This window comes from Sphingobacterium mizutaii, from assembly GCF_900187125.1.
GTDB lineage: Bacteria > Bacteroidota > Bacteroidia > Sphingobacteriales > Sphingobacteriaceae > Sphingobacterium > Sphingobacterium mizutaii.
The window spans coordinates 108,350-130,798 of sequence record NZ_LT906468.1; the positions used below are offsets into that span (position 1 = coordinate 108,350).

At 39.6% G+C, this 22,449-nt stretch carries 16 protein-coding genes; 11 read left to right on the forward strand and 5 right to left on the reverse strand.

Features of this window, described 5'->3' with window-relative positions; genetic code table 11:
* Position 1 precedes the first annotated feature (1 nt).
* Positions 2-1,414, reverse strand: a complete 1,413-nt coding sequence (uxaC, locus tag CKW03_RS00515) for a glucuronate isomerase (RefSeq protein WP_093100127.1) — start codon at positions 1,412-1,414, stop codon at positions 2-4.
* Positions 1,415-1,544: 130 nt separating this feature from the next.
* Here uxaC and CKW03_RS00520 point away from each other — a divergent pair, with 130 nt between their 5' ends.
* The gene (locus CKW03_RS00520; protein WP_093100129.1) at positions 1,545-2,366 is read left to right on the forward strand and encodes an SMP-30/gluconolactonase/LRE family protein; all 822 of its coding nucleotides are present in this window, start codon (positions 1,545-1,547) and stop codon (positions 2,364-2,366) included.
* Positions 2,367-2,423: 57 nt separating this feature from the next.
* Here the strand turns inward: CKW03_RS00520 and CKW03_RS00525 are convergent, their stop codons facing one another.
* Positions 2,424-3,089 (reverse strand): TlpA family protein disulfide reductase, encoded by a 666-nt coding sequence (locus CKW03_RS00525; RefSeq protein WP_093100193.1) that lies wholly within the window; start codon positions 3,087-3,089, stop codon positions 2,424-2,426.
* 265 nt (positions 3,090-3,354) lie between these two features.
* Here CKW03_RS00525 and nagB point away from each other — a divergent pair, with 265 nt between their 5' ends.
* Positions 3,355-5,274, forward strand: a complete 1,920-nt coding sequence (nagB, locus tag CKW03_RS00530) for a glucosamine-6-phosphate deaminase (RefSeq protein WP_093100131.1) — start codon at positions 3,355-3,357, stop codon at positions 5,272-5,274.
* A 161-nt stretch (positions 5,275-5,435) separates the two neighbouring features.
* Positions 5,436-7,853 (forward strand): TonB-dependent siderophore receptor, encoded by a 2,418-nt coding sequence (locus CKW03_RS00535; protein ID WP_093100133.1) that lies wholly within the window; start codon positions 5,436-5,438, stop codon positions 7,851-7,853.
* Positions 7,854-7,930: 77 nt separating this feature from the next.
* Here the strand turns inward: CKW03_RS00535 and CKW03_RS00540 are convergent, their stop codons facing one another.
* A complete protein-coding gene (locus CKW03_RS00540) occupies positions 7,931-8,875 on the reverse strand; it encodes a helix-turn-helix transcriptional regulator (protein ID WP_093100135.1) in 945 nt (314 codons plus the stop codon).
* Positions 8,876-8,964: 89 nt separating this feature from the next.
* On the opposite strand from CKW03_RS00540, the gene CKW03_RS00545 reads away from it, so the two are divergent.
* The 3 genes from CKW03_RS00545 (at position 8,965) to CKW03_RS00555 (ending at position 14,217) form a co-directional block, all read left to right on the forward strand.
* Positions 8,965-11,388 carry a TonB-dependent receptor gene (locus CKW03_RS00545; protein WP_093100137.1) on the forward strand — a complete coding sequence of 808 codons (2,424 nt, stop codon included), beginning with the start codon at positions 8,965-8,967 and terminating at the stop codon, positions 11,386-11,388.
* 21 nt (positions 11,389-11,409) lie between these two features.
* Positions 11,410-12,756: a hypothetical protein gene (locus CKW03_RS00550; protein ID WP_093100138.1), complete on the forward strand. Its 1,347-nt coding sequence runs from the start codon at positions 11,410-11,412 to the stop codon at positions 12,754-12,756.
* 78 nt (positions 12,757-12,834) lie between these two features.
* Positions 12,835-14,217, forward strand: coding sequence for a PepSY-associated TM helix domain-containing protein (locus CKW03_RS00555; RefSeq protein WP_093100140.1), 1,383 nt, complete (start codon positions 12,835-12,837; stop codon positions 14,215-14,217).
* A 131-nt stretch (positions 14,218-14,348) separates the two neighbouring features.
* On the opposite strand, the gene CKW03_RS00560 is transcribed toward CKW03_RS00555, so the two are convergent.
* The gene (locus CKW03_RS00560; protein WP_093100141.1) at positions 14,349-14,696 is read right to left on the reverse strand and encodes a phage holin family protein; all 348 of its coding nucleotides are present in this window, start codon (positions 14,694-14,696) and stop codon (positions 14,349-14,351) included.
* 151 nt (positions 14,697-14,847) lie between these two features.
* Between CKW03_RS00560 and CKW03_RS00565 the strand changes: the two genes are divergently transcribed.
* The gene (locus CKW03_RS00565) at positions 14,848-15,261 is read left to right on the forward strand and encodes a DUF2147 domain-containing protein (protein ID WP_093100194.1); all 414 of its coding nucleotides are present in this window, start codon (positions 14,848-14,850) and stop codon (positions 15,259-15,261) included.
* Between the two features lie 177 nt (positions 15,262-15,438).
* The gene (gene kbl / locus CKW03_RS00570; RefSeq protein ID WP_093100143.1) at positions 15,439-16,629 is read left to right on the forward strand and encodes a glycine C-acetyltransferase; all 1,191 of its coding nucleotides are present in this window, start codon (positions 15,439-15,441) and stop codon (positions 16,627-16,629) included.
* 57 nt (positions 16,630-16,686) lie between these two features.
* Here the strand turns inward: kbl and CKW03_RS00575 are convergent, their stop codons facing one another.
* Positions 16,687-18,813, reverse strand: a complete 2,127-nt coding sequence (locus CKW03_RS00575) for a M3 family metallopeptidase (protein WP_093100144.1) — start codon at positions 18,811-18,813, stop codon at positions 16,687-16,689.
* Between the two features lie 160 nt (positions 18,814-18,973).
* On the opposite strand from CKW03_RS00575, the gene CKW03_RS00580 reads away from it, so the two are divergent.
* From CKW03_RS00580 to CKW03_RS00590, 3 genes are all read left to right on the forward strand, one after another.
* On the forward strand, positions 18,974-20,062 hold the full coding sequence (locus CKW03_RS00580) for a DUF4407 domain-containing protein (protein WP_093100146.1): 1,089 nt from the start codon (positions 18,974-18,976) through the stop codon (positions 20,060-20,062).
* Positions 20,063-20,191: 129 nt separating this feature from the next.
* Positions 20,192-21,367 carry a DmpA family aminopeptidase gene (locus CKW03_RS00585; RefSeq protein WP_093100196.1) on the forward strand — a complete coding sequence of 392 codons (1,176 nt, stop codon included), beginning with the start codon at positions 20,192-20,194 and terminating at the stop codon, positions 21,365-21,367.
* Complete coding sequence (locus tag CKW03_RS00590; RefSeq protein ID WP_093100148.1) at positions 21,336-22,448, forward strand: serine hydrolase domain-containing protein; 1,113 nt, start codon at positions 21,336-21,338, stop codon at positions 22,446-22,448. The genes CKW03_RS00585 and CKW03_RS00590 overlap by 32 nt, the downstream gene beginning before the upstream one ends.
* The last annotated feature ends 1 nt before the right edge of the window (position 22,449 follow it).

Genomic DNA, 22,449 nt, shown 5'->3' on the forward strand with positions numbered 1-22,449 from the left:
TTTAACCTTGTTTCTTGAAAGGGAAATAGGCTTTGGCATTGTAATAGCAGATGTCCTGGACAATCTTGCCAATCCATTTCATATCATGTGGTAATTCGCCATTGACGATATCTTCTGCAAAAATATTGCAGAGTAATCTCCTGAAATATTCATGTCTCGGGAAAGAGAGGAAACTGCGGGAATCGGTCAGCATTCCCACGAAACGACTGATCAGGCCAATGTTGGAAAGGCTATTGATCTGTTTGGTCATGCCGTCTTTCTGGTCATGGTACCACCAAGCCGAGCCATATTGTATTTTTCCTGCTATACTCCCGTCATTGAAATTGCCACACATAGCGGCAAACAGATCATTGTCGGAGGCATTGAGGTTGTATAATATAGTTTTACCCAGTTTTTCTTTTGCAGCCAAACGGTCCAAGAAGGTCACAAGCCCTAAGCCTTGCGAATAGTCCCCAATGCTATCAAAGCCGGTGTCTGGTCCGAGTTTTTTCAAGGATCCTGAGTTGGTGTTCCGGAATGCTCCCACGTGGAATTGCTGCACCCAGTTTTTTTCATGGTCCCATTCTGCAAAATGAAGCAAAAGAGCGGATTTAAATTTATTGATTTCCTCTAGGGTCAGTGTGTTACCTGCCCTTACCTTATTGAAGATATTGGAGATTTCAGTCTCTGTAAAATCCTCGGCATATAGGTGGCTCAATCCATGGTCAGATACGCAACATCCGTTCTGGGCAAAGTAGTCATGTCGAGATTTTAAGGCGTCAAGGTAATCTTGCAGATTGTTGATTTCGCTATTTGCAACCTCTGCTAACTTGTTGACATATTGGTTGAATGCCTCTGTGTTCTCTGGGCTCATGGCCTTGTCAGGTCTAAAAGCGGGGAACATATCGAATTTGCCCGGCTTTTTGGCGTAGGCTTGATGGAACTCCAAAGAATCGATGGGGTCATCTGTGCTGCAGATGGTTTCCACTTTCATTTGTTCCAATAGTCCATGAACGGACATATTTGGCTTTGCTAAATCTTGGCTGGCTTTTTCGAAGACTGCATCGGCATTATCAGCGGAAAGCAAGTCATGTATTCCAAAATATCGCTGTAATTCCAGATGGGTCCAATGGTATAATGGATTTCTTAAGGTATAAGGAACAGTTTCTGCCCACTTTTTGAACTTTTCTTGGTCACTGGCAGCTCCTGTGATATATTTTTCATCCACGCCATTTGCCCGCATGGCTCTCCATTTATAGTGATCGCCATGTAACCAGATCTCGGTGATATTTGAAAATTGTTTATTGGCAGCAACTTCGTTCGGCGGCAAGTGATTATGGTAATCTATAATGGGAAGATCTTTTGCATAGTCGTGGTAGAGTTCTTCCGCCACTTGGCTTTGCAAAAGAAAATTTTCATCCAAGAATGGTTTCATATTCTATAAATGTTAGATTTTAAGTTTAGAATTGACAGAGCTTGAAAATAAGTAATTCTACGCTAAAAGCTAACAAAAAGGTTTAAAAAATGTTATATTTATAATAAAAGGATAAACTCAACCATTGAATATGAAAACTACCTTATTAATAACATTGATAGCCTTTTGCTCACAATTGGGCTTTAGCCAAACGAAATTGACTCAACTTTGGGAGTCAAAAGAACAGCTTCCAACTCCTGAATCGGTATTATATGCGCCTGAGAAATCAGCTTTGTATGTGTCATTGATTGATGGTGATGGGGTCGCAAAAGATGGAAAAGGCGGAGTGGCCATTCTGAATTTAGATGGCAGTTTAAAGGATGCGACTTGGGTGCAAGGTTTGAATGCTCCAAAAGGACTTGCAATGTATAAAGATTTGCTTTATGTGGCTGATATTGATGAAGTTGTTGTCATTGATATGATCACTGGTAATGTCATTAATCAAATTAAGATCCCAGATTCTCAATTCTTAAATGATGTAACCGTGGATAATAATGGAAAGGTTTATGTTTCTGATACCAGAAAGGGAGAGATTCACCTGATCCATAACAATAAGCCATCCCTTTTCATGAAAGATGTAAAGGATGTGAATGGTCTTCGTGTTATTGACGGCGTGCTGTATGCAATGGCTGGTCCGGAATTATGGAAGATCGACGCCAATAAAAACCATACGGTTGTGGCTAAAGGTCTGCAATTGGGTGGTGACGGATTAGAACCAGTAGGTGATGGCAGTTATTTGGTGACTTGTTGGGGTGGATTAATCTATCATATTGCAGCTAATGGTACTGTTACAGAACTATTGGATGTAAGGGATAAGATGAAGACTGCCGATTTAGGATACAACCAAAAGGAGAAGATCTTGTATGTTCCAACCTTTTTGAACAATAGCGTAGTGGCCTATAAACTAGACTAAGAACTCTCACTATAAGACATAAAAAAAGGATTCAAGCTAATACTTGAATCCTTTTTTCTATTTCAGGATTTCCCTGAGTTTATTGTTGAGATCTTCACCGTGCAGGTTTCTTGCTACCACCTTACCTTCAGGATCCACCAAGATGTTCTGAGGGATAGCTTTGACTCCATATGCTAGGCTCGCTGAATTGTTCCAGCCTTGAAGGTCGGAAACATGCTTCCAAGTTAGGTTGTCATCTTTTACTGCTTTTGCCCAAGGTTCAAACTCCTTATCGAAGGATACCCCTAAAATCTCGAAGTTCTTATCCTTAAATTCTGCATAAGTTTTTACAAGTTTTGGATTTTCCTCACGGCATGGAGGACACCAAGAAGCCCAAAAGTCGATCAGGACATATTTTCCCTTTAGATCAGAAAGAGAATAGGGTTCACCATTTAAATCAAATTGGGTAATGCTTGGCGATTTTTTGCCGGGCATTGTATTCTTTAAGGCATCTAAGTAACGATCGAAGATCTTTCCTTCAGTCGATTTTCTGACTTTTTTATCCAAGGTCTTGAATAGATCTGCCAGCTCTTGATATTCTGGGAAATAACCACCTACCCTCTGGATCAGGCGGATGGAGCTGGCTTCTTTTGGATTTGCCTTTACTTGTGCAATAAGTTCTTCCTTTGTTTGTGCGAATAATAAACTAGGAATAAATGCTATAAATAATATTAATCTCTTCATTTTAAAAATTATGTTGTTCAAAATTATCAATAATCTACCAAACAAGTAGATTATTTTTTGTAAAAATCTCATTGATATAGTCAAATATTTGAAATTATATTAATAAATAAAAAATAATAGGTAGAGATAATTATAGATTAAAATAGTTGCAGAAGATGTGATTTTTGTCGAAATGCGTCATAAAAACAAAAAGATTTGCATTTTATGCGCATACAGCCTTATAAATTGTTAAATTTGAGGCTCACTAAGGTATTTTTCAATTTAAATGGCAAGATTAAATTTATTAGAGGAAACCCGCTTTGAGAAAGTTCCAGTAACGGTATACCCCTCTCAAGACGAAGCTTCTGTAAAAGTTGCTGAGCGCATCGCTGCTATCATCAAAGATAAGCATGCAAAAGGGGAAAAGGCAGTTTTAGGTCTAGCGACCGGAGCAACGCCTGTAAAAGTCTACAAAGAACTTGTGAGAATGCACAAGGAAGAGGGATTGAGCTTCCAAAATGTTGTAACCTTCAACTTGGATGAGTATTATCCGATGCTTCCGACAGCAGAGCAAAGTTATGTAGCGTTTATGAACAAGCATTTGTTCAATCATGTTGATATTCCTAAAGAGAACATCAATATTCCTGATGGAACACTTGCAGAAGACAAGGTTCAGTCTTTCTGTGAAGCTTATGAACAAAAAATCTCCGGCCTAGGAGGTTTAGATATCCAATTATTGGGTATTGGTCGTACTGGACACATTGGTTTCAATGAACCAGGGTCTGCGCCAAACTCAGGTACTCGCTTGGTCACCTTAGATGACCTTACAAGAAGAGATGCTTCACGCGACTTCGGTGGTAAGGAAAATGTACCAACAAAGGCGATTACTATGGGTGTAGGTACAATTTTCAAAGCCAAGGAAATTGTATTGATGGCATGGAATGAGAAGAAAGCTGAAATCGTGAAGAAAGCGGTTGAAGGTGAAATTTCTTCTGATATTCCAGCGACTTACCTTCAGATGTCTGATCATGTTGAGTTTATTCTGGATGAAGATGCTGCCTCGGCGTTGACTCGTTTCAACTTGCCTTGGTTGGCACATGATGTAGTATGGACAGACAAATTAGTTAAAAAGGCAGTAGTTTGGCTTTCATTGCATTTGGATAAAGCAATCCTGAAACTTACTGATGATGATTATAACAATAACGGTATGGCTCAATTAATTACTGAGCAAGGTACCGCTTATAGCATTAACATCCGTATTTTCAATGAATTACAACGTACCATTACAGGTTGGCCAGGTGGTAAACCAGGTGTGGATGATTCGAACCGTCCTGAAAGAGCTGAACCAGCACAAAAGAATGTAATCTTATTCTCTCCACATCCTGATGATGATGTGATCTCTATGGGAGGTACTTTCATTCGTTTGGCTGATCAAGGTCATAATGTACATGTTGCTTATCAAACTTCTGGTAATACAGCTGTTTGGGATGATGATGTATTGCGTTATTTAGAATTTGTTCAGGATTATGCTGTAGTCGTTGAAGATGATAATGGGGTAACCCGTAAGATCTATGATGAAGCACGTGAATTCTTTAAAGTCAAAAAGCCTAATCAAGTAGATCCTGAGATCATCAGAACCATTAAAGGTCTTATCCGTAAAGGTGAAGCTATCGCTGGAGCTCGTTTCGTAGGTCTTCCAGATGAGAATATCCACTTTATGGACTTGCCGTTCTATGATCGTGGAAAATTCTCTAAAGAGATCGATTTTGAAGATGATATCCAACAGACAATGGAATTACTTCGTCAAGTAAAACCTCAACAAGTTTTCGCTGCTGGTGACTTTGCGGATCCTCATGGTACCCATAAAGTTTGTTTTGATATTATTCTTGAAGCTTTATTACGCTTGAGAGAAACTGATGAATGGACTAAGGATTGTTGGTTATGGTTGTATAGAGGTGCTTGGCACGAATATCCAATCCATGATATCGAAATGGCGGTCCCACTTTCTCCACAAGAAGTGAAACGCAAAAGATTGGCGATCTTTAAACACCAATCTCAAAAGGATCTTCCTGTATTCCCAGGAGATGATCCAAGAGAGTTCTGGGTTCGTGCGGAAGATCGTACTAGCGAAACAGCTGGACTATACCACCAATTAGGATTGGCGAACTATGAAGCTATTGAAGCTTTTGTTCGTTGGAAATTCTAATCCAGGTTTAAATAGATATTGATAAGCTGTCCTCCCAAGGGACAGCTTATTTTTTTGGTAATATTTCGGATTTTGAAGCTTTTTGTCGGATTGTTTATTTTTTTAATGTTACCCCAACATTACTTTTGCTGCACTATTTAGAATCAGTACAAATAATTATCATGAAAACATCATATCTACTTGCTCTGCTCGGAGCGACTACGATCTACACTGCCGCAAATGCTCAAACGACTGTAAAAGGGAAAGTTAGTAGCAATAACAATGAATCGATCTCTGGACTGAACATCAAGGTCAAGGATAAAGTGACCATGTCGGATGCGGATGGATACTTTGAATTGTATGTGCCTTTTTCTGGAAGCTTCAACGTGGAGGTCTCTGGTGTGGGCTATGTCAAGGAATCTGTATTCATTAATCCCAAGGAAGCCAACACGAATTTAGGAACCATTGTCATCAAACCAGCTAATCACCATATCCAAGAGGTGGAAGTAACGGGATATAATTCCCTAAATGATAAAGTACTGAATGTTGGTAAAGCAGGAATCCTTGATCGTGACCTACCGCAGGCGGTTCAGATTGTCAATGCACAAGTGATCGAAGACCAGCAAATCAATAGATTGAGCGATGCCCTAAAGAATGCCAATGGGGTAGCAATGGGGGCTAACCGTGGTGGTGTGAATGAGAATTTCTTTGCTCGTGGTTATAGCCTTGGGTCCAATAATATTTTTAAGAACGGTGCTCGTACGAATAATGGCGGATCTATAGAAGCAAGTACTTTGGAATCGGTTGAGATTTTGAAAGGAAGTGCTGCGATCTTGTATGGTGGGGTTACTGGGGGTGCAGTAGTCAACTTGGTTACCAAGAAGCCAAAATTTGAATATGGGGGTGAGGTTTCCATGCGTATGGGCAGTTACAACCAATACAAACCTATTGTAGATGTGTATGGTCCGATCTCTAAAAAATTAGCCTTTAGGGTTGTGGGAACAGGTGAATATGCTGAAAGTTATAGGGACTATGTAGAGAGTAAGCGGTACTATATTAATCCTTCCTTATTATATAAAATGTCGGAGAAATCCAGCTTGAACTTTATGTTTGATTACTTGAAGTCTGATAATACGCCTGATTTTGGGATAGGATCGGTAGACGGCAAAATCAACAAAGAGGTTGGTAGAAACACTTTTATCAATACGCCATGGGCATTTAATAAAACGAATTCTTCGAATGGACAGATCAATTTTGAACATGTTTTTTCAGACAACTGGAACTTGCAGGCCATAGCGAGTTACCAACAATATGGTCGTGATTATTACGGCTCTGAACGTATCCAAGCCAAAGCAACTGGTATGGCAGCTCGTGCTCTAAACAGGACTGAGCAAGATGAACTAAGTTTCAATCAGCAATTGAATGTGAAAGGGAATGTTCAGACAGGAGCTATCAAACATCAGATTTTGGTTGGTGCTGATGCTGATCAATCCAATACCAAAAATTATGCTTTTAATATTTATGGCGCAGGATTGGACAACAAACCTAGCACGGCTTATGACAGCATAAATGTTTTTAATCCATATACTGCAATGATGCGTTCTGATATGCCTGGTGTTGATCTGAAAACAAGAACTACAACTGATATCAATCGTTATGGAATCTTCGCACAAGACCTGATTTCATTGACTAAGGAGTTCAAAATCCTTGCGGGGATCCGTTATACTTATCAAAAAACCAAAAATGCAGAGGTTTATGACTATGCAACTGGCGAAACTACAATAACCCCAAACAAAGGAAAAGATGGTGAAGATATGGGCAGTAAAGTGGATAAGGCTTGGTCACCGAAATTGGCATTGATCTATCAGCCAATCCCAACCATGAGCGTCTATGCTAGTTATGCCAATAACTTTACTTCCAATACAGGTTATGATGTGAACTTCCAACCAATGGGACCTTCATTGATCGATCAATATGAAGCTGGTATTAAGAATGATTTCTTCAATGGAAGGCTATCGGCTAATTTGACTTGGTACAGGATACAAAACAATAAATTTGCTCAAACCATCATTGAGGCCGACGGAACAGTAAAAGATCCTAACATGAAAGAGTTTACCGGTAAGACCGCTTCGGATGGCGTTGAACTCGACTTGACAGGGAAACTGGCTGAAGGTTTGAATGTTATGGCCGGATACAGCTACAACTTTATGCGCTATTTGGAAACCAATGATAATGGAAATGTGGAAGGTGTTCGCTTGGTTGGTACGACTGCACATTCTGCCAATGGTACTATATTCTATACCCTTCAGAATGGAAGCTTGAGAGGATTGAAACTTGGTTTCTCAACTTTCTATACCGGTAAGAGAAATGCTGGCTGGAACAACACCAAGTTGAACGAAAAAGATGGTGTCAATAGATTGATCGCAGTTGATCCATTTACAACCTTTGATTTCTCAGCGGGATATACCTATAGAAACTGGAGCATTTTAGGAAAGGTTAGCAATATCGGAAATGCCTTTAACTATTATGTACATGAGAATTATAGTGTAAACCCTATTCCTCCAAGAAGTTTTACAGGGACATTGAGTTATAAGTTTTAATAACACCTTATAAAAAGTAAAGCTGTTTACCATCTGGTAAACAGCTTTTTTATTTAATAAAATAGATGGAGTAGTTCTTAGAATATAGGTAAGTTGCTCAACAGCTCTGGAAGGGCTTGAACGCCTTCATGAGCCACTAAAAAGGTGTATCGAAGGGAGTTAGGGATAATCCCGAAATACTTTTTAAAGGCTGTGGTGAAATGGGTGGAATGCTTATATCCTGTCATTCTTGCTACATCAGAAATTCGGTATTTACCCATCAAGATCAGCTTCTTCGCATGTTCCATTTTCATTTCAGTGATGTAGTTCATGATGGTCTTGCCATAGAACTGCTTGAAATGCTTCTTCAGGTATTGTTCATTGGTACCCACCGTTTTTGCCAATTCTGAAATGGTATGGTTTTTTGAAAGATCTTCATCAATTAGCTTTTTGGCCATTTGAATCTTTTCATAATGGTTTTTATTAGCAATAATTTCCTTGTTTTCATTTTCCACATAAAGACTCTCCACTTGATGGATAATGACTTCCAACAACAATGACTGGATCTTTAACTGATTGATATAAGAGTCTGCTTCATAAAGTTCGAAAATCTGTTGAAGGGAGAGTGCAATCCTACTATCTGCTTTGGTCAACAATCCATGCTGAAAGCGTTCTTGATCGGCAATGTACTTGTCATGGAAGACCAATAACTTATCACTCGGGATCAACATGAGGAGGATGCGATTGTCTAAGCAGATACTTTTTAAATCGAACAGGTCACCTTTGTTCATGTGGATCAACATATTGTCACCAGCCTGAAGTAGGTAGTTGTTTTGTTGGATTTGAATGCTACAGGTTGCAGAATCTTCAAGTAACAATAGATTTAAATACCCATCAATAGGAGAAATGAAACTGAATTTTTGTCTGCCTTTTAAAACAGTAAAGTACATTAATGTACCTAATTCCAGCATATTTGCTGAAATTCCGTTGGTTGTTTCAGGTAAAATTTCCGATTGCGTAGTATTTTTTTCTGATTGCGTCATTTTGCTATTTAGAATAATTCTACATTTGCAGCAGTATTTATTTAGACTTGTTCTAAAGAAAGTCGAAGTTACTGTATTAATCTGGAATAATGAAACAATTTTACCTCAGCACTTTATTTTTATTTATCTGTTTTGTAGGATTTGCCCAAAATTCAACCATTACCGGTAAAGTCCATTTGCTGGATGGGACACCTGTTTCAAAAGCTACGGTTAGAATTGAAGGAACTCCGATTGTTTGTGTTTCGGATGATGAGGGCTTATATAAACTGGATCAAGTTCCTTATGGTAAGCAAACGATTTTGGTGACCTCCATCGAAATAAAATCCAAAAGACTTCCTATAGAAGTTAATAAACCCAGCTATGATCTTCATATCCATATTGATCCTCGAGGAGAAATAAGTCTTGATGAAGTGCGAGTGCAGGGCAATTCAGTGAAGAGAGAAATAGAGACCAAGGGGTTTGCAGTCAATGTAATTGAAACGAAGGAAGCTTCTACGAGAAATATCCAAACCAATGAACTGTTGGATCGCACCGTTGGGGTGAGAGTTCGCCAAAGCGGTGGGTTAGGTTCAGAAGTGCAGTATAATTTGAATGGAATGACGGGCAGATCGGTTGGTATTTTTATCGATGGAATCGAAATCTCAACTTATGGTTCTTCCTTTAATCTAAATAATATTCCGCCTTCCATGATTGATCGTATTGAGGTGTATAAAGGGGTTCTTCCTGCGCATTTAACCGGCGATCTTCTTGGTGGAGCAATCAATATCGTGCTGAAAAAAGGGACTTCTAGCAATAACCTTTCTGCTTCGGTTTCTTATGGTTCCTTTAATACGACGCAATCGGATATCTCTGGACTTTATAGAAATTCAAAAACAGGATTTACAACTAGGGTTTCTGGAAGTTTCTTGAATTCAGACAATGACTATGAAATCTGGGGTAAATTCTCCAAATACATTGAACCCAATGGTGTTGTGCGTCGTAATTATAGAACCAAACGCTTCTTTGATGGCTATAGAGCTTTATCTGGAAGGTTTGAATTTGGATTTACTGATGTTAAATGGGCAGACGCTTTCTTCTTAGGGTATAATATATCTGATTCTCATAAAGAGATCCAGCATGGACAGACAATGGGGACTCCATATATGGGTAGAACATCGGATGCCACAGCTAATGTGTTGAGCTTGACCTATAATAAGAAGAACCTATTTGTTCCAGGCCTATCTTTAAATACCAACGCTGTCCATAGTTTTCGGAGCACCAATATCCTTGATACCATTCCATGGGCTTATAATTGGGACGGACAGATTCGTCTTGATTTAAATGGAGATCCTATTCGTCGATTGGATGGGGCACAGCAGGGTAAGCCCGCGATGACGGATATTGATCGTCAAGTAACCAATATCAGGACTAACCTTAGTTATGATATCCTTTCTGGACATAGATTCTCTGTAAACCATGTGTTTTATACCGTGGATAGAAAAGACAAAAACTTATTGATAAAGGATGGTAATACCGGAATAAATAGTTCGAACGACCTCGCAAAGAATGTGGTTTCCTTTAATTATGAAGCTCAAACTTTCAGCAATAAGTTGACAACAAACCTTTTTTATAAGATTTACCAACAATCTATTGCCAGTAAAACGTTTACCGGGGTGATAGAGAATGGCCAAACGAAGATCGTGGAAAATGTTAATAAGGATAATCGTGTGAATTATGGTTATGGCTTAGCGGCATCTTACAAATTATTCAATCGTCTGATCCTATTGGCTTCTGGAGAAAGAGCAGTAAGGATGCCAGTTGATGTTGAGACCTTTGGAAGTCCGGAAGATAATGTGTTGGCAAATCCGGGTATCTCTCCTGAGATCAGTGATAACTATAATGCAGGTTTTAGATTAGGTACCTATGATTTCGGTGATCATAGATTCTCAATTGGAACCAATGTTTTCTGGAGAAATACTAAAGACAGGATTATGCCAAGAGCCAATGAGTTGATCAACAGCCAAGAGATTGAGCTTACCCAATATATCAATCTGGGACTTTCACAATCCTTGGGATTTGAAGGAGAATTGACCTATGCGCATAAGGATAAATTAACTTTACTATTCAATTTTTCTAAATTCAATTCCTTATTCAAACAACAATTTGACCCTACTTCAGGTCAACAAATGACCTACTATAACAAGCAGATTCCCAATGAACCTTTTTATACCATGAATGGAAATGTTCATTACCGATTAGATAATATAATTCAAAAATCCTCTCAATTAAACCTTTTCTACAATATTGGTTATGTAGCGCCTTTCAGCACTGTATGGCCAGAATCGGATTGGTTTGTAACACCGGCCCAATATGCGCAGAATCTAGGTGTGAGCTATGTTTTTCCTAGCAAGAAGATCATTCTGGCACTGGATGTCAAGAACGTGTTCAATGCTGAGCTTTATGATAATTTTGGCGTCCAGAAACCAGGAAGAGGGTTTTATTTAAAACTGAACTACTCAATTAACAATATATAATTACTCTTAAAATTAATTACGATGAAAACGAAGTTTTTAAAGTTTGCAATACTTGCTACAGGCTTAATTTTTACTAGTTGTACAAATGAAGTAGAGGGTCCGAAAGAAGGAACTGATGACGATATCCGTTGGATTACTGTTTCAGGAGCATTGATGGACGCGGAACCAGGTGATGGAAATGCTGGGACCATGGTATTCAGTATGAAGCCTGAAGAGGCAAAGAGTCCGGCTTTTGCGGTTGATGTATTTGCGAATGGACAGCATGTGAAATCTTCCAGAACTGCACGTTTGCAGGCATCTGCCGATGGAAAGTATTTATACAATATCCAATATACAGGTGATGATGGAGGTAATTTCAATAAATATAGAGTGCGTGGTGGAAAGAATTATATTTCTGAAGGACCAGAAGTAGAAACTGCAACTTATGTAAGTACGGCTCCACGTTGGTTAAAAGCAGCAGAAGGCGTTGGTGTTGCGGTTAGAGCAGCAGCGAATGATGTTGTACATGAAGGTGAAGCTCCAAACTTTGTCTATAAAGAAAGAACTGCAAAGACTGATGTGATTACATTGGATTTAAATGATCCTAAGATTACTAAAACCACCAAATTCGATTTGAAATTAACTGCTGAAGAAGTTGCTGCTGGTTATTACGTAAGTCGTATCGATGTTCCAGTAATCAATAAAGCAGGAAATAAGGTATTTATCGGAGCAGCCGTTTCAAAACACAATACTTCAAAATTCACCCTTGGAACGGATGGGAAACCAACTTGGGAAAATGATAGAAATGGACAAAAAAGCTGGGCAAAAACATTGGTTTTAGACTATCCTTCATTGACCAATCCTAAAATCCTTACCTCAAACAAAACTAGAGGAAATACTAATGGATATCGTAGTACCCTTCAATATGTTGGTACCGATGGACATATCTACCAAGCAACTTCAGGTGAAGCTGCAGGGACTGGTGGCTCAAAAATCCTGAGAATCGATGGTGCGAGCAATGAATATGATGCTTCTTTCGCTTTCAGTTTAGATCAAGCTCTTGGAGTGAAAGACTCTTACATCGAAACCTGGCGATATGTAGGTGATGGAATCGGCTACGTAGTGTACAATGTCGCAGGCAAGGGGGGATACATTGCTCGTATTGATCTAAAAAACAATACCGCTAAAAAATATACCATACCAAACCAAGATGAATTGAACTTCCGTCAGATCCAAAACATTGCATTGGATGGAGACGATGTGTTTATCGCCATCGCCCCAGTTGGTAAAGATGGAAACATCTATGTGTTCAACAGAAAATCAGGCGAGATGGCCGTAGGGGCCAAACTCGTGAATAAACCGGGTAATCAATATATCGGTGTTTATTAACATATCAATAATATATCCTATCAGGTGTGCAAAATCTTGCTCACCTGATTTTTTCATTAAAGTAGTATAAAGAGAAAAATGAGTAAAAGAGTGCAAAAAAGAACAACATGGATGAAAGTAAGAAAGTTTTTCAACGACATCCATTTGTGGGGAGGATTGATTTCCGGAATCGTAGTTTTTATAGTTTGTATTACCGGAACTATCTACACCTACAATACTGAACTTAGGGCCTTGGCGATGCCCGAGTTTAATAAAGTGAAGGTTGAAGGAGAAAAGAAAAGTGCAGATCAATTGCTAACGGCAATTACAGCAGAGGTCAAGGGTAAAGTGGTGGGGGTAAAAGTGCCTTATGCAGATAATTCACCTACTTTCTTCATGTATAATAAAAAAGAAAAGGACGAAGAAGGGAATGAAAGAAAACCTGAGACAGCCAAAGCACAAGAAGGCCAAAAACCTGAAAGTACTAAAGAGTTAAAAGAAGAGAAGAATTCAGAGAAACCTCAAAAAGCAGAAGAAGCTAAATTGGCTGAAGAGAAAGGTCCTAAAAAAGCCGCCCCTGCTGGACCAGGTGGAGGTCGAGGACCTCGAGCCAATCAATTGGCAGTAAATCCATATACAGGGCAAATTATCGGCGATCCTTCGGATGTGAAAACCAAGACTGCAGAGTTTATGCAAAAGATGTTCAGTTTGCACCGTTGGTTATTATTGAATGAAATTGAAGAGCCAATCATTGAAGGCGTTGAAAACAGGAAGCTTGGTTCTTGGATTACTGGATCAGCAACATTATTGTTTTTGTTTGGCGTTATCACAGGAATTGTCATCTGGTTTCCTAATAAAATGAGAGCCTGGAAGAACGGGTTAAACATCCGTTGGTCAGCGAATTGGAAAAGGCTTAATCATGATCTTCACAATACCTTGGGATTCTACAGCTGTATCATTCTGTTTTTGATGGCAGTTACCGGACCATTTTGGTCGTTTGATTGGTATCGTGCTGGATGGCAAAAAACTTGGGGAACCTATAAATCTCCAGATGCTCCCAAAGAAGAGAAAGCTGCACTCCTATCTACATTGCCTGCGGATGGAAGAAAGCCGATGAGCATTGAAGAGACTATTTTAGCAGTCAATAAAGTGCTTCCTTATGAAGGCGATGTCACCATCAACTTTGCAAAAGATAGCGTTGGGACGGTTTCTATCAGTAAAAATAGAACAGGTTTCTTTGCTCCTTCAGCAGGAGATAGATTAACCTTGGATCAATACAGTGGAGAGGTGCTTGAGAGAGATGTTTTCCGCGAAAAACCATTTAATCAAAGAGCCTCGGCTTCTATTAAGGCCTTGCATATCGGCGATATCTATGGTCCATTTACAAAATTGCTTTATTTTATTTCCTGTCTTATCGCAACCTCCTTGCCGGTAACAGGCGTGATGATCTGGATCAATAAAATGAAGAAAACGAAAAAGTAATAGTACAATTTCTCTTTATATCGAATGGGTTTGGCTGTCATGGTCAAACCCATTTTTATATAAAAACAGCAATGCCCAGCTAAATAGCCGAGCATTCCGTTTGTTTTAAAATTAGCGGTTTTTTGAGTTATTTATTTGTTATCGCTGCCCATTCTACCGATCAACATTTCGATAATTGCCACGATGATGGCAAAGAAGAATGCTGGCCAAAAGCCTGCAACATCAAATTTCGACCCCATGATCTTATCCGATAGCATAATCATCAAAACGGTGATGATAAATGAAACCAGACCAAAGGTTAACCAATTCAATGGGAATGTAAATAATCGTAGGATTCCACCTACAATCGCATTCACCAATCCAATAACTAAACCCGTTAGGATAGCCCATCCAAAACCAGCAACAGTTACTCCAGGGATAATCCATGATGCGATTGCAACTACTAAACCTGTAACTAAGAGACTAATTATGAACCTCATAACTTAAATAATTTGTGTAGTTAAAAATTGTTCAAAATTAATGCCAATAAAGCGGTTTATTCAATGGTTTTTTTAGGGGTAACAAAAATAATATTATGCTAACATAGAAAAATATATGTATATTCAACCAACAATTTTAAACATCAAGGTTATGAGACAAATAGTTGCAACATTCTGCGCCCTATTATTCTCCATGGTATTATTCGCACAAAATAATGACCCAATTATTGGGAAATGGCAAAATCCAAGTGGGGAGGGAAGAATCGAAATCTACAAGAAGAACGACAAGTTTTTTGGCAAGCTTTATTGGGTTAAAGATGCCTCTAAAAAAGATGTGAAAAATCCTGACCCCAAATTGAGGAGCAGGAATATCCAAGGCTTAGAAATCTTAACCGATTTCAGTAAAGAAAGTAAAACCTATGTAGACGGTCAAATCTATGACCCTAAATCAGGAAAAACCTATAGCTGTAAGATGACCCTAAAAGGGGATGACCAGCTGGATATCCGTGGCTACATCGGAATTAGTCTTATCGGACGTACTGAAACCTGGAAAAGAGTAAAGTAATCACAAGAAGAGCTTAAAAAAGGGAAATGCCTCCAATAGTCCAACTATTGGGGGCATTTCCCTTTAATCCTAGAGCTATAGTTCTGGCTTTCATGGGATAATGAATTTAGGGCAAACGTTTTCGTAAGGGGGTGATATAAAAAAAGGTTATATTTATTGCGGATTAATTGAAATACTATGTATAAGACTCTAAAACCAGCCCTTGAAAAAGAACTTGCAGAAATTAAGGATGCAGGTTTGTACAAAGAAGAACGCATTATTGTTACTCCTCAAGGAGCAGATATCAAGATCAGCACGGGACAAGAAGTAATCAACTTCTGTGCGAACAACTATTTGGGACTTTCTTCGCATCCCAAAGTAGTGGCAGCTGCAAAAGCCGCAATCGATAGCCATGGCTATGGAATGTCTTCGGTTCGTTTTATTTGCGGTACTCAAGATGTCCACAAAGAATTGGAAGCTAAGATTTCCAAATTCTTGGGAACAGAAGATACCATTTTATATGCTGCAGCATTTGATGCCAATGGTGGTGTTTTTGAACCATTGTTAGGTCCTGAAGATGCTATCATCTCTGATGAACTGAACCATGCTTCCATCATCGATGGCGTTCGTTTGTGTAAGGCTCAAAGATTCCGCTACAAAAACTGTGATATGGAAGATCTAGAAGCACAATTAAAAGCTGCTTCTAATGCAAGACATAAGATTATCGTAACGGATGGAGCTTTCTCCATGGACGGCTCTGTAGCGCCTTTGGATAAGATCTGTGACCTTGCTGATAAGTACGAAGCTTTGGTGATGATCGATGAGTCACACTGTTCGGGATTTATTGGTAAAACTGGTCGCGGAACCCATGAACTGTTCAATGTGATCGATCGTGTTGATATTATCACCGGAACCCTTGGAAAAGCCTTAGGCGGTGCATCTGGAGGTTTCACTTCTGGACGCAAGGAAATCGTCGATATGCTGCGCCAGCGTTCTCGCCCATATCTTTTCTCCAATACTTTAGCACCTGCTATTGCCGGAGCATCTGTTGCGGTCTTGGATATGTTGAGCGAAACTACTGAGCTTCGTGATAAGTTAGAGGAAAACACCAAATACTTCCGTGATAAAATGACTGAAGCAGGTTTTGATATCAAGCCTGGCTTCCATCCTATTGTTCCAGTAATGCTTTATGATGCTAAATTAGCGCAAGAGTTTGCTGCCAAGATGTTGGATGAAGGTATTTATGTTATCGGATTCTACTATCCGGTAGTTCCTCAAGGAAAAGCACGTATCCGTGTGCAGATCTCCGCAGGACATGAAAAAGAGCATTTAGATAAAGCTATCGCAGCCTTTACAAAAGTAGGCAAGGAATTGGGCGTGATTAAATAACCCATTACTTTTTATAGCATAAAAAAAATCCCCTCGGCTAGCCGAGGGGATTTTTTGTTAGTTCAATCCTCTCTTTTTCATCAAGTGGATTGGATCTGGATCCGCACCGCGGAATTTGCGGTACATTTCAGCAGGGTTTCCTGTGCCACCTCTTTCAAGGATATTGCTACGGAAGGATGCTGCTGTATTTTGATCGTAAAGACCTTTCTCTTTAAATGCTGCAAATGCATCTGAATCTAATACCTCAGACCAGATATAGCTATAGTAGCCCGCAGAATATCCTCCACTGAAGATATGTTGGAAATAAGAACTTCTATAACGAGGGATAATCGCATCAATTAATCCGATTTTATCCATTGCCGATTTTTCGAATTCATTCGCTTTGGCTTTGATTGGAGCAGTTGCACTATGGTAGTTCATGTCCAACATAGATGCTGCTAAATATTCTACTGTTGCAAAACCTTGATCGAAGGTACCAGCTTTTTGCATTTTCTCGATCAATGCATCAGGGATAGCTTCTTTTGTTTGGAAATGCTTAGCATAAGTTTTCAAAACTTCCGGATCAGCAGCCCAATTTTCCATGATCTGCGAAGGAAGTTCTACGAAGTCACGAGGAACTGATGTTCCGGCTAAGCTTTTGTATTTAACGTTTGAGAATAAACCATGAAGGGCATGGCCAAATTCGTGGAATAAAGTAGTCGCTTCATCAAAAGTCAACAATGCTGGGCTATCACCAACAGGTTTTGTGAAGTTACATACGATAGAGATTACAGGAGCAACGCGTTTTCCATTCTCACGGCCTTGTGATCTGTATGAAGTCATCCATGCTCCAGAACGCTTAGAAGCGCGCGGGAAGAAATCTGCATATAACAAGCCTAAATGAGAACCATCCTTATCACGAACCTCATAAACCTCAACTTCTGGGTGGTATACAGGAACATTGTTCAAAGCAACAAAAGAAATGCCCCAAAGCTTATTTGCTGTAGCAAAAGCGCCTTCACGAACATCCGTTAAGCTGAAATAAGGTTTGATTTCTTCCTCATTCAGAGCATAACGTTTCTGACGGATTTTCTCTTGGTAATATCTCCAATCGTATGGTGCTACATTGAATGTATCTTTTGCAGCATCGATTTCTTTTTGAATGTCAGCAGCCTCCGTTTTAGCTTTTGCTAAAGCAGGAGTCCAGATTTTATTCAACAAGGCATTCACGTTTGCTGGATTTTCCGCCATGGATTCCTCAAGGATATAAGCCGCATGTGAAGAATAACCCAATAATTTCGCTTTATCTAAACGTAGGTTAGCAATCTTAACCAAGATTTCTTTAGTGTCAAAATCATTGTTATTGTTACCGCGCAATTGGTAAGCATCCCAAATCTTTTTGCGCAATTCACGGTTGTCCGCATATTGCAAGAAAGGCATTACAGATGGGTTTTGTAAGGTAAATACCCATTTGCCCTCTTTTCCTTTGGTTTTAGCCTCAGCAGCAGCTGCCGCTTTTAATTCCTTTGGCAATCCCGCCAAATCTTCTTCTTTGTCAACAACCATTTCAAAGGCATTGGTCTCTGCCAATAGGTTTTGACCATATTGAGTTGATAAAACAGAAAGTTCAGCATTGATCTTCTTTAACTTCTCTTTATCCTCATCTTTCAGGTTTGCTCCAGAACGAACAAATCCCTTGTATGTTTCTTCTAATAATTTTTGATCTTCAGCATCCAAACCCGCATTCGCTCTTTGGTCATAAACGGTTTTCACACGTTTGAAAAGCTCTGGGTTAAGATTGATCTCATCTCTGTGCGCAGACATTACCGGAGCAAGGTCCTTAGCGATTGCTTGAATCGTATCATTGGTATTTGCACTGTTCAAGTTGTAAAACACAGTGGATACACGGTTCAATAATTGTCCTGCATTCTCTAATGCAAGGATAGTATTTGCGAAAGTAGCAGGTTCATCGATCTTCAATATCGAGTCAATTTCTGCCTCATGTACTTTCAAAGCCTCTTTAAAAGCAGGTCTGAAGTGTTCATCTTTGATCAGGTCAAAGGGAGGGACTTCAAAGTTTGTTTCGTACTTGGCTAATAATGGATTTTTCAAATCTACAGCTTCCTCTTTTTTAGTTTCGTTGTTACACCCTACTAACAAGCTGGCTATCACCATGCAGTAAGGTAAAAAACCTTTTCTATTCATTCTCTTCTAGTTTGTTTCAAATTTTGTGCAAAGGTACTAATTCTTTGCTTAACAATCCCATTCTTTGTAGCTGACAAACTACTAAGAATTTCTAAAATATTTGTTTAATTAGCTGTAACAAAACTGAGTCCTTTGCGTCTAATTACTAAAGCTTTAACATATGAAGGATTTCTTTTTCTGGTGTGCTGGGGTACATAAGGAAACCTTGGACCGCTTCCCTGAGGAGCAGAATAAATATATAAGCATTGGTGCGACGATTTTTTTCACTGGACTGTTTGCAGCATTGGCAGGTGGCTATGCCCTGTATTTTGTATTTAGCGGGAGTTCATTTGCAATATTCTTTGCCCTGTTTTTTGGAATGATTTGGGGATTGGCCATCTTCAATCTGGACCGATATATCGTATTGAGTATCGATAAGAGCCGTAGTGGATGGATGCAATTTTTACAGGCCCTACCCCGAATCTTATTGGCTATCCTGATCGGTATGATTATTTCCAGGCCTTTGGAGCTGAAGATATTTGACAAAGAAATTAAAGAATACCTCCGCGCAGAATACCTCGTACAGCAAAATGCCAAAATCGATACCCTAAACAAGACCTTTGAGAACAAGTACCGCGTGGAATATGGACAGCTTAAGAGTTTGACTACCCATGCCGATTCCCTTGAAGCCAGCATCAAAACTGCTAGGCAGCAATTGAACCATGAGATCTTCGGAACCAAAACCGATGAAACCTCTGGCGTAATGGGTTATGGCCCTTATGCCAAAATGAAGGAAGAGAACCTCAATAAGCAACAGGTCTATTTAGATAGTTTGAGAGGAAGGTTACAGACCAAAGAATCCGAATTATTGCAGCGTAAGGCATCTGAAGGGTTAATGAACCAAAGGATTCTATCCGATAAATCCCTTGACAGCGCAGTAAATGTCGCTGGATTTGCAGATAGGAACGCTGCCTTGAGCAATCTTCACATAAAACCAGATGGTACAGTAAATAAATCCACTGAAAACGCTGTCATCTTTATTGCACTGTTATTTATCTTCTTCGAATGTTTGCCCGTGTTCGTGAAATTGATGAGTGGTCGTGATGCTTATGACAACGCACTCAAAAATCAAAAAGAGATTCATAATTATGAATCCAACACAGGTGTAACCGTGGAGAAAACAGCAATCGATAAGATCGAAGATTTTCGAATAGACGCCTCCATCAAGCGTAGAATGGACAAACTCCAAAAAGAATTTGTCGAAGAATAAACCGCCTATCTAAAGATTTCAGTATACTTGCCATTCAATTAAAACTTTCATAATTCAATAAATAAATTGGATTATGAAAGTTCTGATTGGTCTATGAAACATAAACCATCAATAAAACCAACAATTGATATGAGCAAGAGAAATCTGCTATTGACGCTCGCGTTAATGACCATTTTTAACCTAGGACAAGCACAAGAAAAAAGAGGTAGGATCAGGGACTTCGGCATTCAGATCGGGATACTCCCAACGGGCAGCAATAATGCCATCACCGATGTCGCTGGTGTTACCGTGGGTCAGAAAACTATTATCAAGGGAGACTCGGTACGCACCGGAGTTACAGCAATCATTCCACATCAAGGCAATATCTTTCAGCAAAAAGTCCCTGCTGCTGTATTTGTTGGCAATGGTTTTGGAAAAATGATGGGGATCTCCCAGATTGAAGAATTGGGAAATATCGAAACCCCAATCTTGTTGACCAATACCCTGAATGCGCCTAAGGTAGCCAATGGTCTTATCGATTATATGCTTTCCTTGCCAGGAAATGAAAACGTAAGATCAGTTAACTCCGTTGTGGGAGAGACCAATGATGGCGGACTCAACGATATCCGTGGTCGACATGTGGAAGCGGCAGATGTACTAGAAGCCATAAATAGCGCTAGCTCAGGAAAAGTATCCGAAGGGAATGTGGGAGCAGGTACTGGAACGGAATGCTTAGGCTATAAAGGCGGAATTGGAACAGCATCTAGAAAACTTCCGGCATCACGAGGAGGCTATACGGTAGGCGTATTGGTGCAAACCAATTTTGGGGGAGTATTGAACATCAATGGTGCTCCTGTCGGTCGTGAACTGCACAATTATTACATGCAAGAACCTAAGGAAGCCCATAAGGTGGATGGCTCATGTATGATCGTTATTGCCACAGATGCACCACTTTCTGCAAGAAATCTAGAAAGATTAGCCAAGCGTTCCTATATCGCCTTCGGAAATGTTGGTTCATTCTCTTCTAACGGAAGTGGCGATTATTCCATCGCTTTCTCCACAAGTCCATCAAACTTAATTCCCCACGAAAGCAAAAACATTACATTAGAAACTACTGAAGTCGGCAACGATTATATGTCTCCTTTGTTTATGGCAGTTTGGGAAGCAACCGAAGAAGCGATCTTAAACTCCATGTTTATGGCAGAGGATATGAAAGGAATTAGAGGTCGAACGGTAAAGGCAATCCCAATCAAGGAAACTATAAATATTTTGAAAAAGTATAAGGCGCTAGATTATGATAAACTTCCTAAAGCTGTTCAGAAATAAGGCAAAGACCATCACTTTATGTGCTGTTTTTGTTTCTATGGGTTTTACGAGTTCGGCACAAGATAAGTCCATGGCAGTCGAAAATATTGCCAAAGAATATCATATTCCTGCAATTCAGGTCAACTATCAAAAAAATGGACAAAACCATCTTTACCAGTACGGATTAAAGAACCTGGAAACTGAAAAGCCTATTGATCAAAACACTGTTTTTCAGGCGGCTTCCTTGACCAAGGTGGTTGCGGCCTATACCTTTCTGCGTTTGATGGATAAGGGATTGATCGAATTGGATAAACCTCTTTGGAGCTATTACCAATACGATCGCCTAGGAAACAACCCAAATAGAGAGAAAATCACGGCGAGGATGGTGTTAACCCATCGCACAGGCTTCCTAAACTGGGAAGGAGATGTTCCTTCGGATGCATGGAGAAAGTCCGGCCTGACCTCCCAATTTGAGCCAGGTACTGATTATATGTATTCTGGTGAAGGGTTTTATTTTTTGCAGGAGACCATGGAGCATGTCACGGGAAAGACTTTCCAACAACTGGTTGAAGAGGAAGTGCTGATTCCGATGAAGATGAAGAATTCGGCCATTATATGGAAAGATGATCTGGAGCAAAATGCCGCTTACGGACATTATGAAGATAACAAACCTAGAAGGCTAGGAAAATATAGAAAGAGCAATGCGGCCTATACCCTATATACGACCGCTGAGGATTATAGCAGGTTTATCAAGAATTACATCTTTGATGGCTTTGGTTTGAAGAAAAAGACGCATCGATTAGCCTTAAGCCATCTGGCAGAGGCTAAGAAAGCAAAGGAAATCAGTCCGGATGATAAACATGTCCCTTGTGCCTTAGGCATGAGGATGCAGATCAATGAATTAGGGACAGCTTATTGGCATACGGGATCCAATCCCGGCTTTCGTTGTTTCTTTTTGGCCTATCCAAAAAGCAAAGAAATTGTAGTTGCTTTTACCAATACCGATAATGGATTTGTAGCGATTCCCGATATATTGGCGTTATTTTTGAACAATAATCAGACATTCTGGATGTACAAATGGCGCCAGGGTGAGTTAGACTAAA

What these genes read in the sequence shown, in the direction of transcription:
- CKW03_RS00580 (WP_093100146.1), top strand. Translation starts at nt 18,974, where the DNA reads ATGAAGGATTTCTTTTTCTGGTGTGCTGGGGTACATAAGGAAACCTTG.
- CKW03_RS00550 (WP_093100138.1), top strand. Translation starts at nt 11,410, where the DNA reads ATGAAAACGAAGTTTTTAAAGTTTGCAATACTTGCTACAGGCTTAATT.
- CKW03_RS00555 (WP_093100140.1), top strand. Translation starts at nt 12,835, where the DNA reads ATGAGTAAAAGAGTGCAAAAAAGAACAACATGGATGAAAGTAAGAAAG.
- CKW03_RS00520 (WP_093100129.1), top strand. Translation starts at nt 1,545, where the DNA reads ATGAAAACTACCTTATTAATAACATTGATAGCCTTTTGCTCACAATTG.
- nagB (WP_093100131.1), top strand. Translation starts at nt 3,355, where the DNA reads ATGGCAAGATTAAATTTATTAGAGGAAACCCGCTTTGAGAAAGTTCCA.
- CKW03_RS00535 (WP_093100133.1), top strand. Translation starts at nt 5,436, where the DNA reads ATGAAAACATCATATCTACTTGCTCTGCTCGGAGCGACTACGATCTAC.
- kbl (WP_093100143.1), top strand. Translation starts at nt 15,439, where the DNA reads ATGTATAAGACTCTAAAACCAGCCCTTGAAAAAGAACTTGCAGAAATT.
- CKW03_RS00585 (WP_093100196.1), top strand. Translation starts at nt 20,192, where the DNA reads ATGAGCAAGAGAAATCTGCTATTGACGCTCGCGTTAATGACCATTTTT.
- CKW03_RS00545 (WP_093100137.1), top strand. Translation starts at nt 8,965, where the DNA reads ATGAAACAATTTTACCTCAGCACTTTATTTTTATTTATCTGTTTTGTA.
- CKW03_RS00565 (WP_093100194.1), top strand. Translation starts at nt 14,848, where the DNA reads ATGAGACAAATAGTTGCAACATTCTGCGCCCTATTATTCTCCATGGTA.
- CKW03_RS00590 (WP_093100148.1), top strand. Translation starts at nt 21,336, where the DNA reads ATGATAAACTTCCTAAAGCTGTTCAGAAATAAGGCAAAGACCATCACT.
- CKW03_RS00525 (WP_093100193.1), bottom strand. Translation starts at nt 3,089, where the DNA reads ATGAAGAGATTAATATTATTTATAGCATTTATTCCTAGTTTATTATTC.
- uxaC (WP_093100127.1), bottom strand. Translation starts at nt 1,414, where the DNA reads ATGAAACCATTCTTGGATGAAAATTTTCTTTTGCAAAGCCAAGTGGCG.
- CKW03_RS00540 (WP_093100135.1), bottom strand. Translation starts at nt 8,875, where the DNA reads ATGACGCAATCAGAAAAAAATACTACGCAATCGGAAATTTTACCTGAA.
- CKW03_RS00575 (WP_093100144.1), bottom strand. Translation starts at nt 18,813, where the DNA reads ATGAATAGAAAAGGTTTTTTACCTTACTGCATGGTGATAGCCAGCTTG.
- CKW03_RS00560 (WP_093100141.1), bottom strand. Translation starts at nt 14,696, where the DNA reads ATGAGGTTCATAATTAGTCTCTTAGTTACAGGTTTAGTAGTTGCAATC.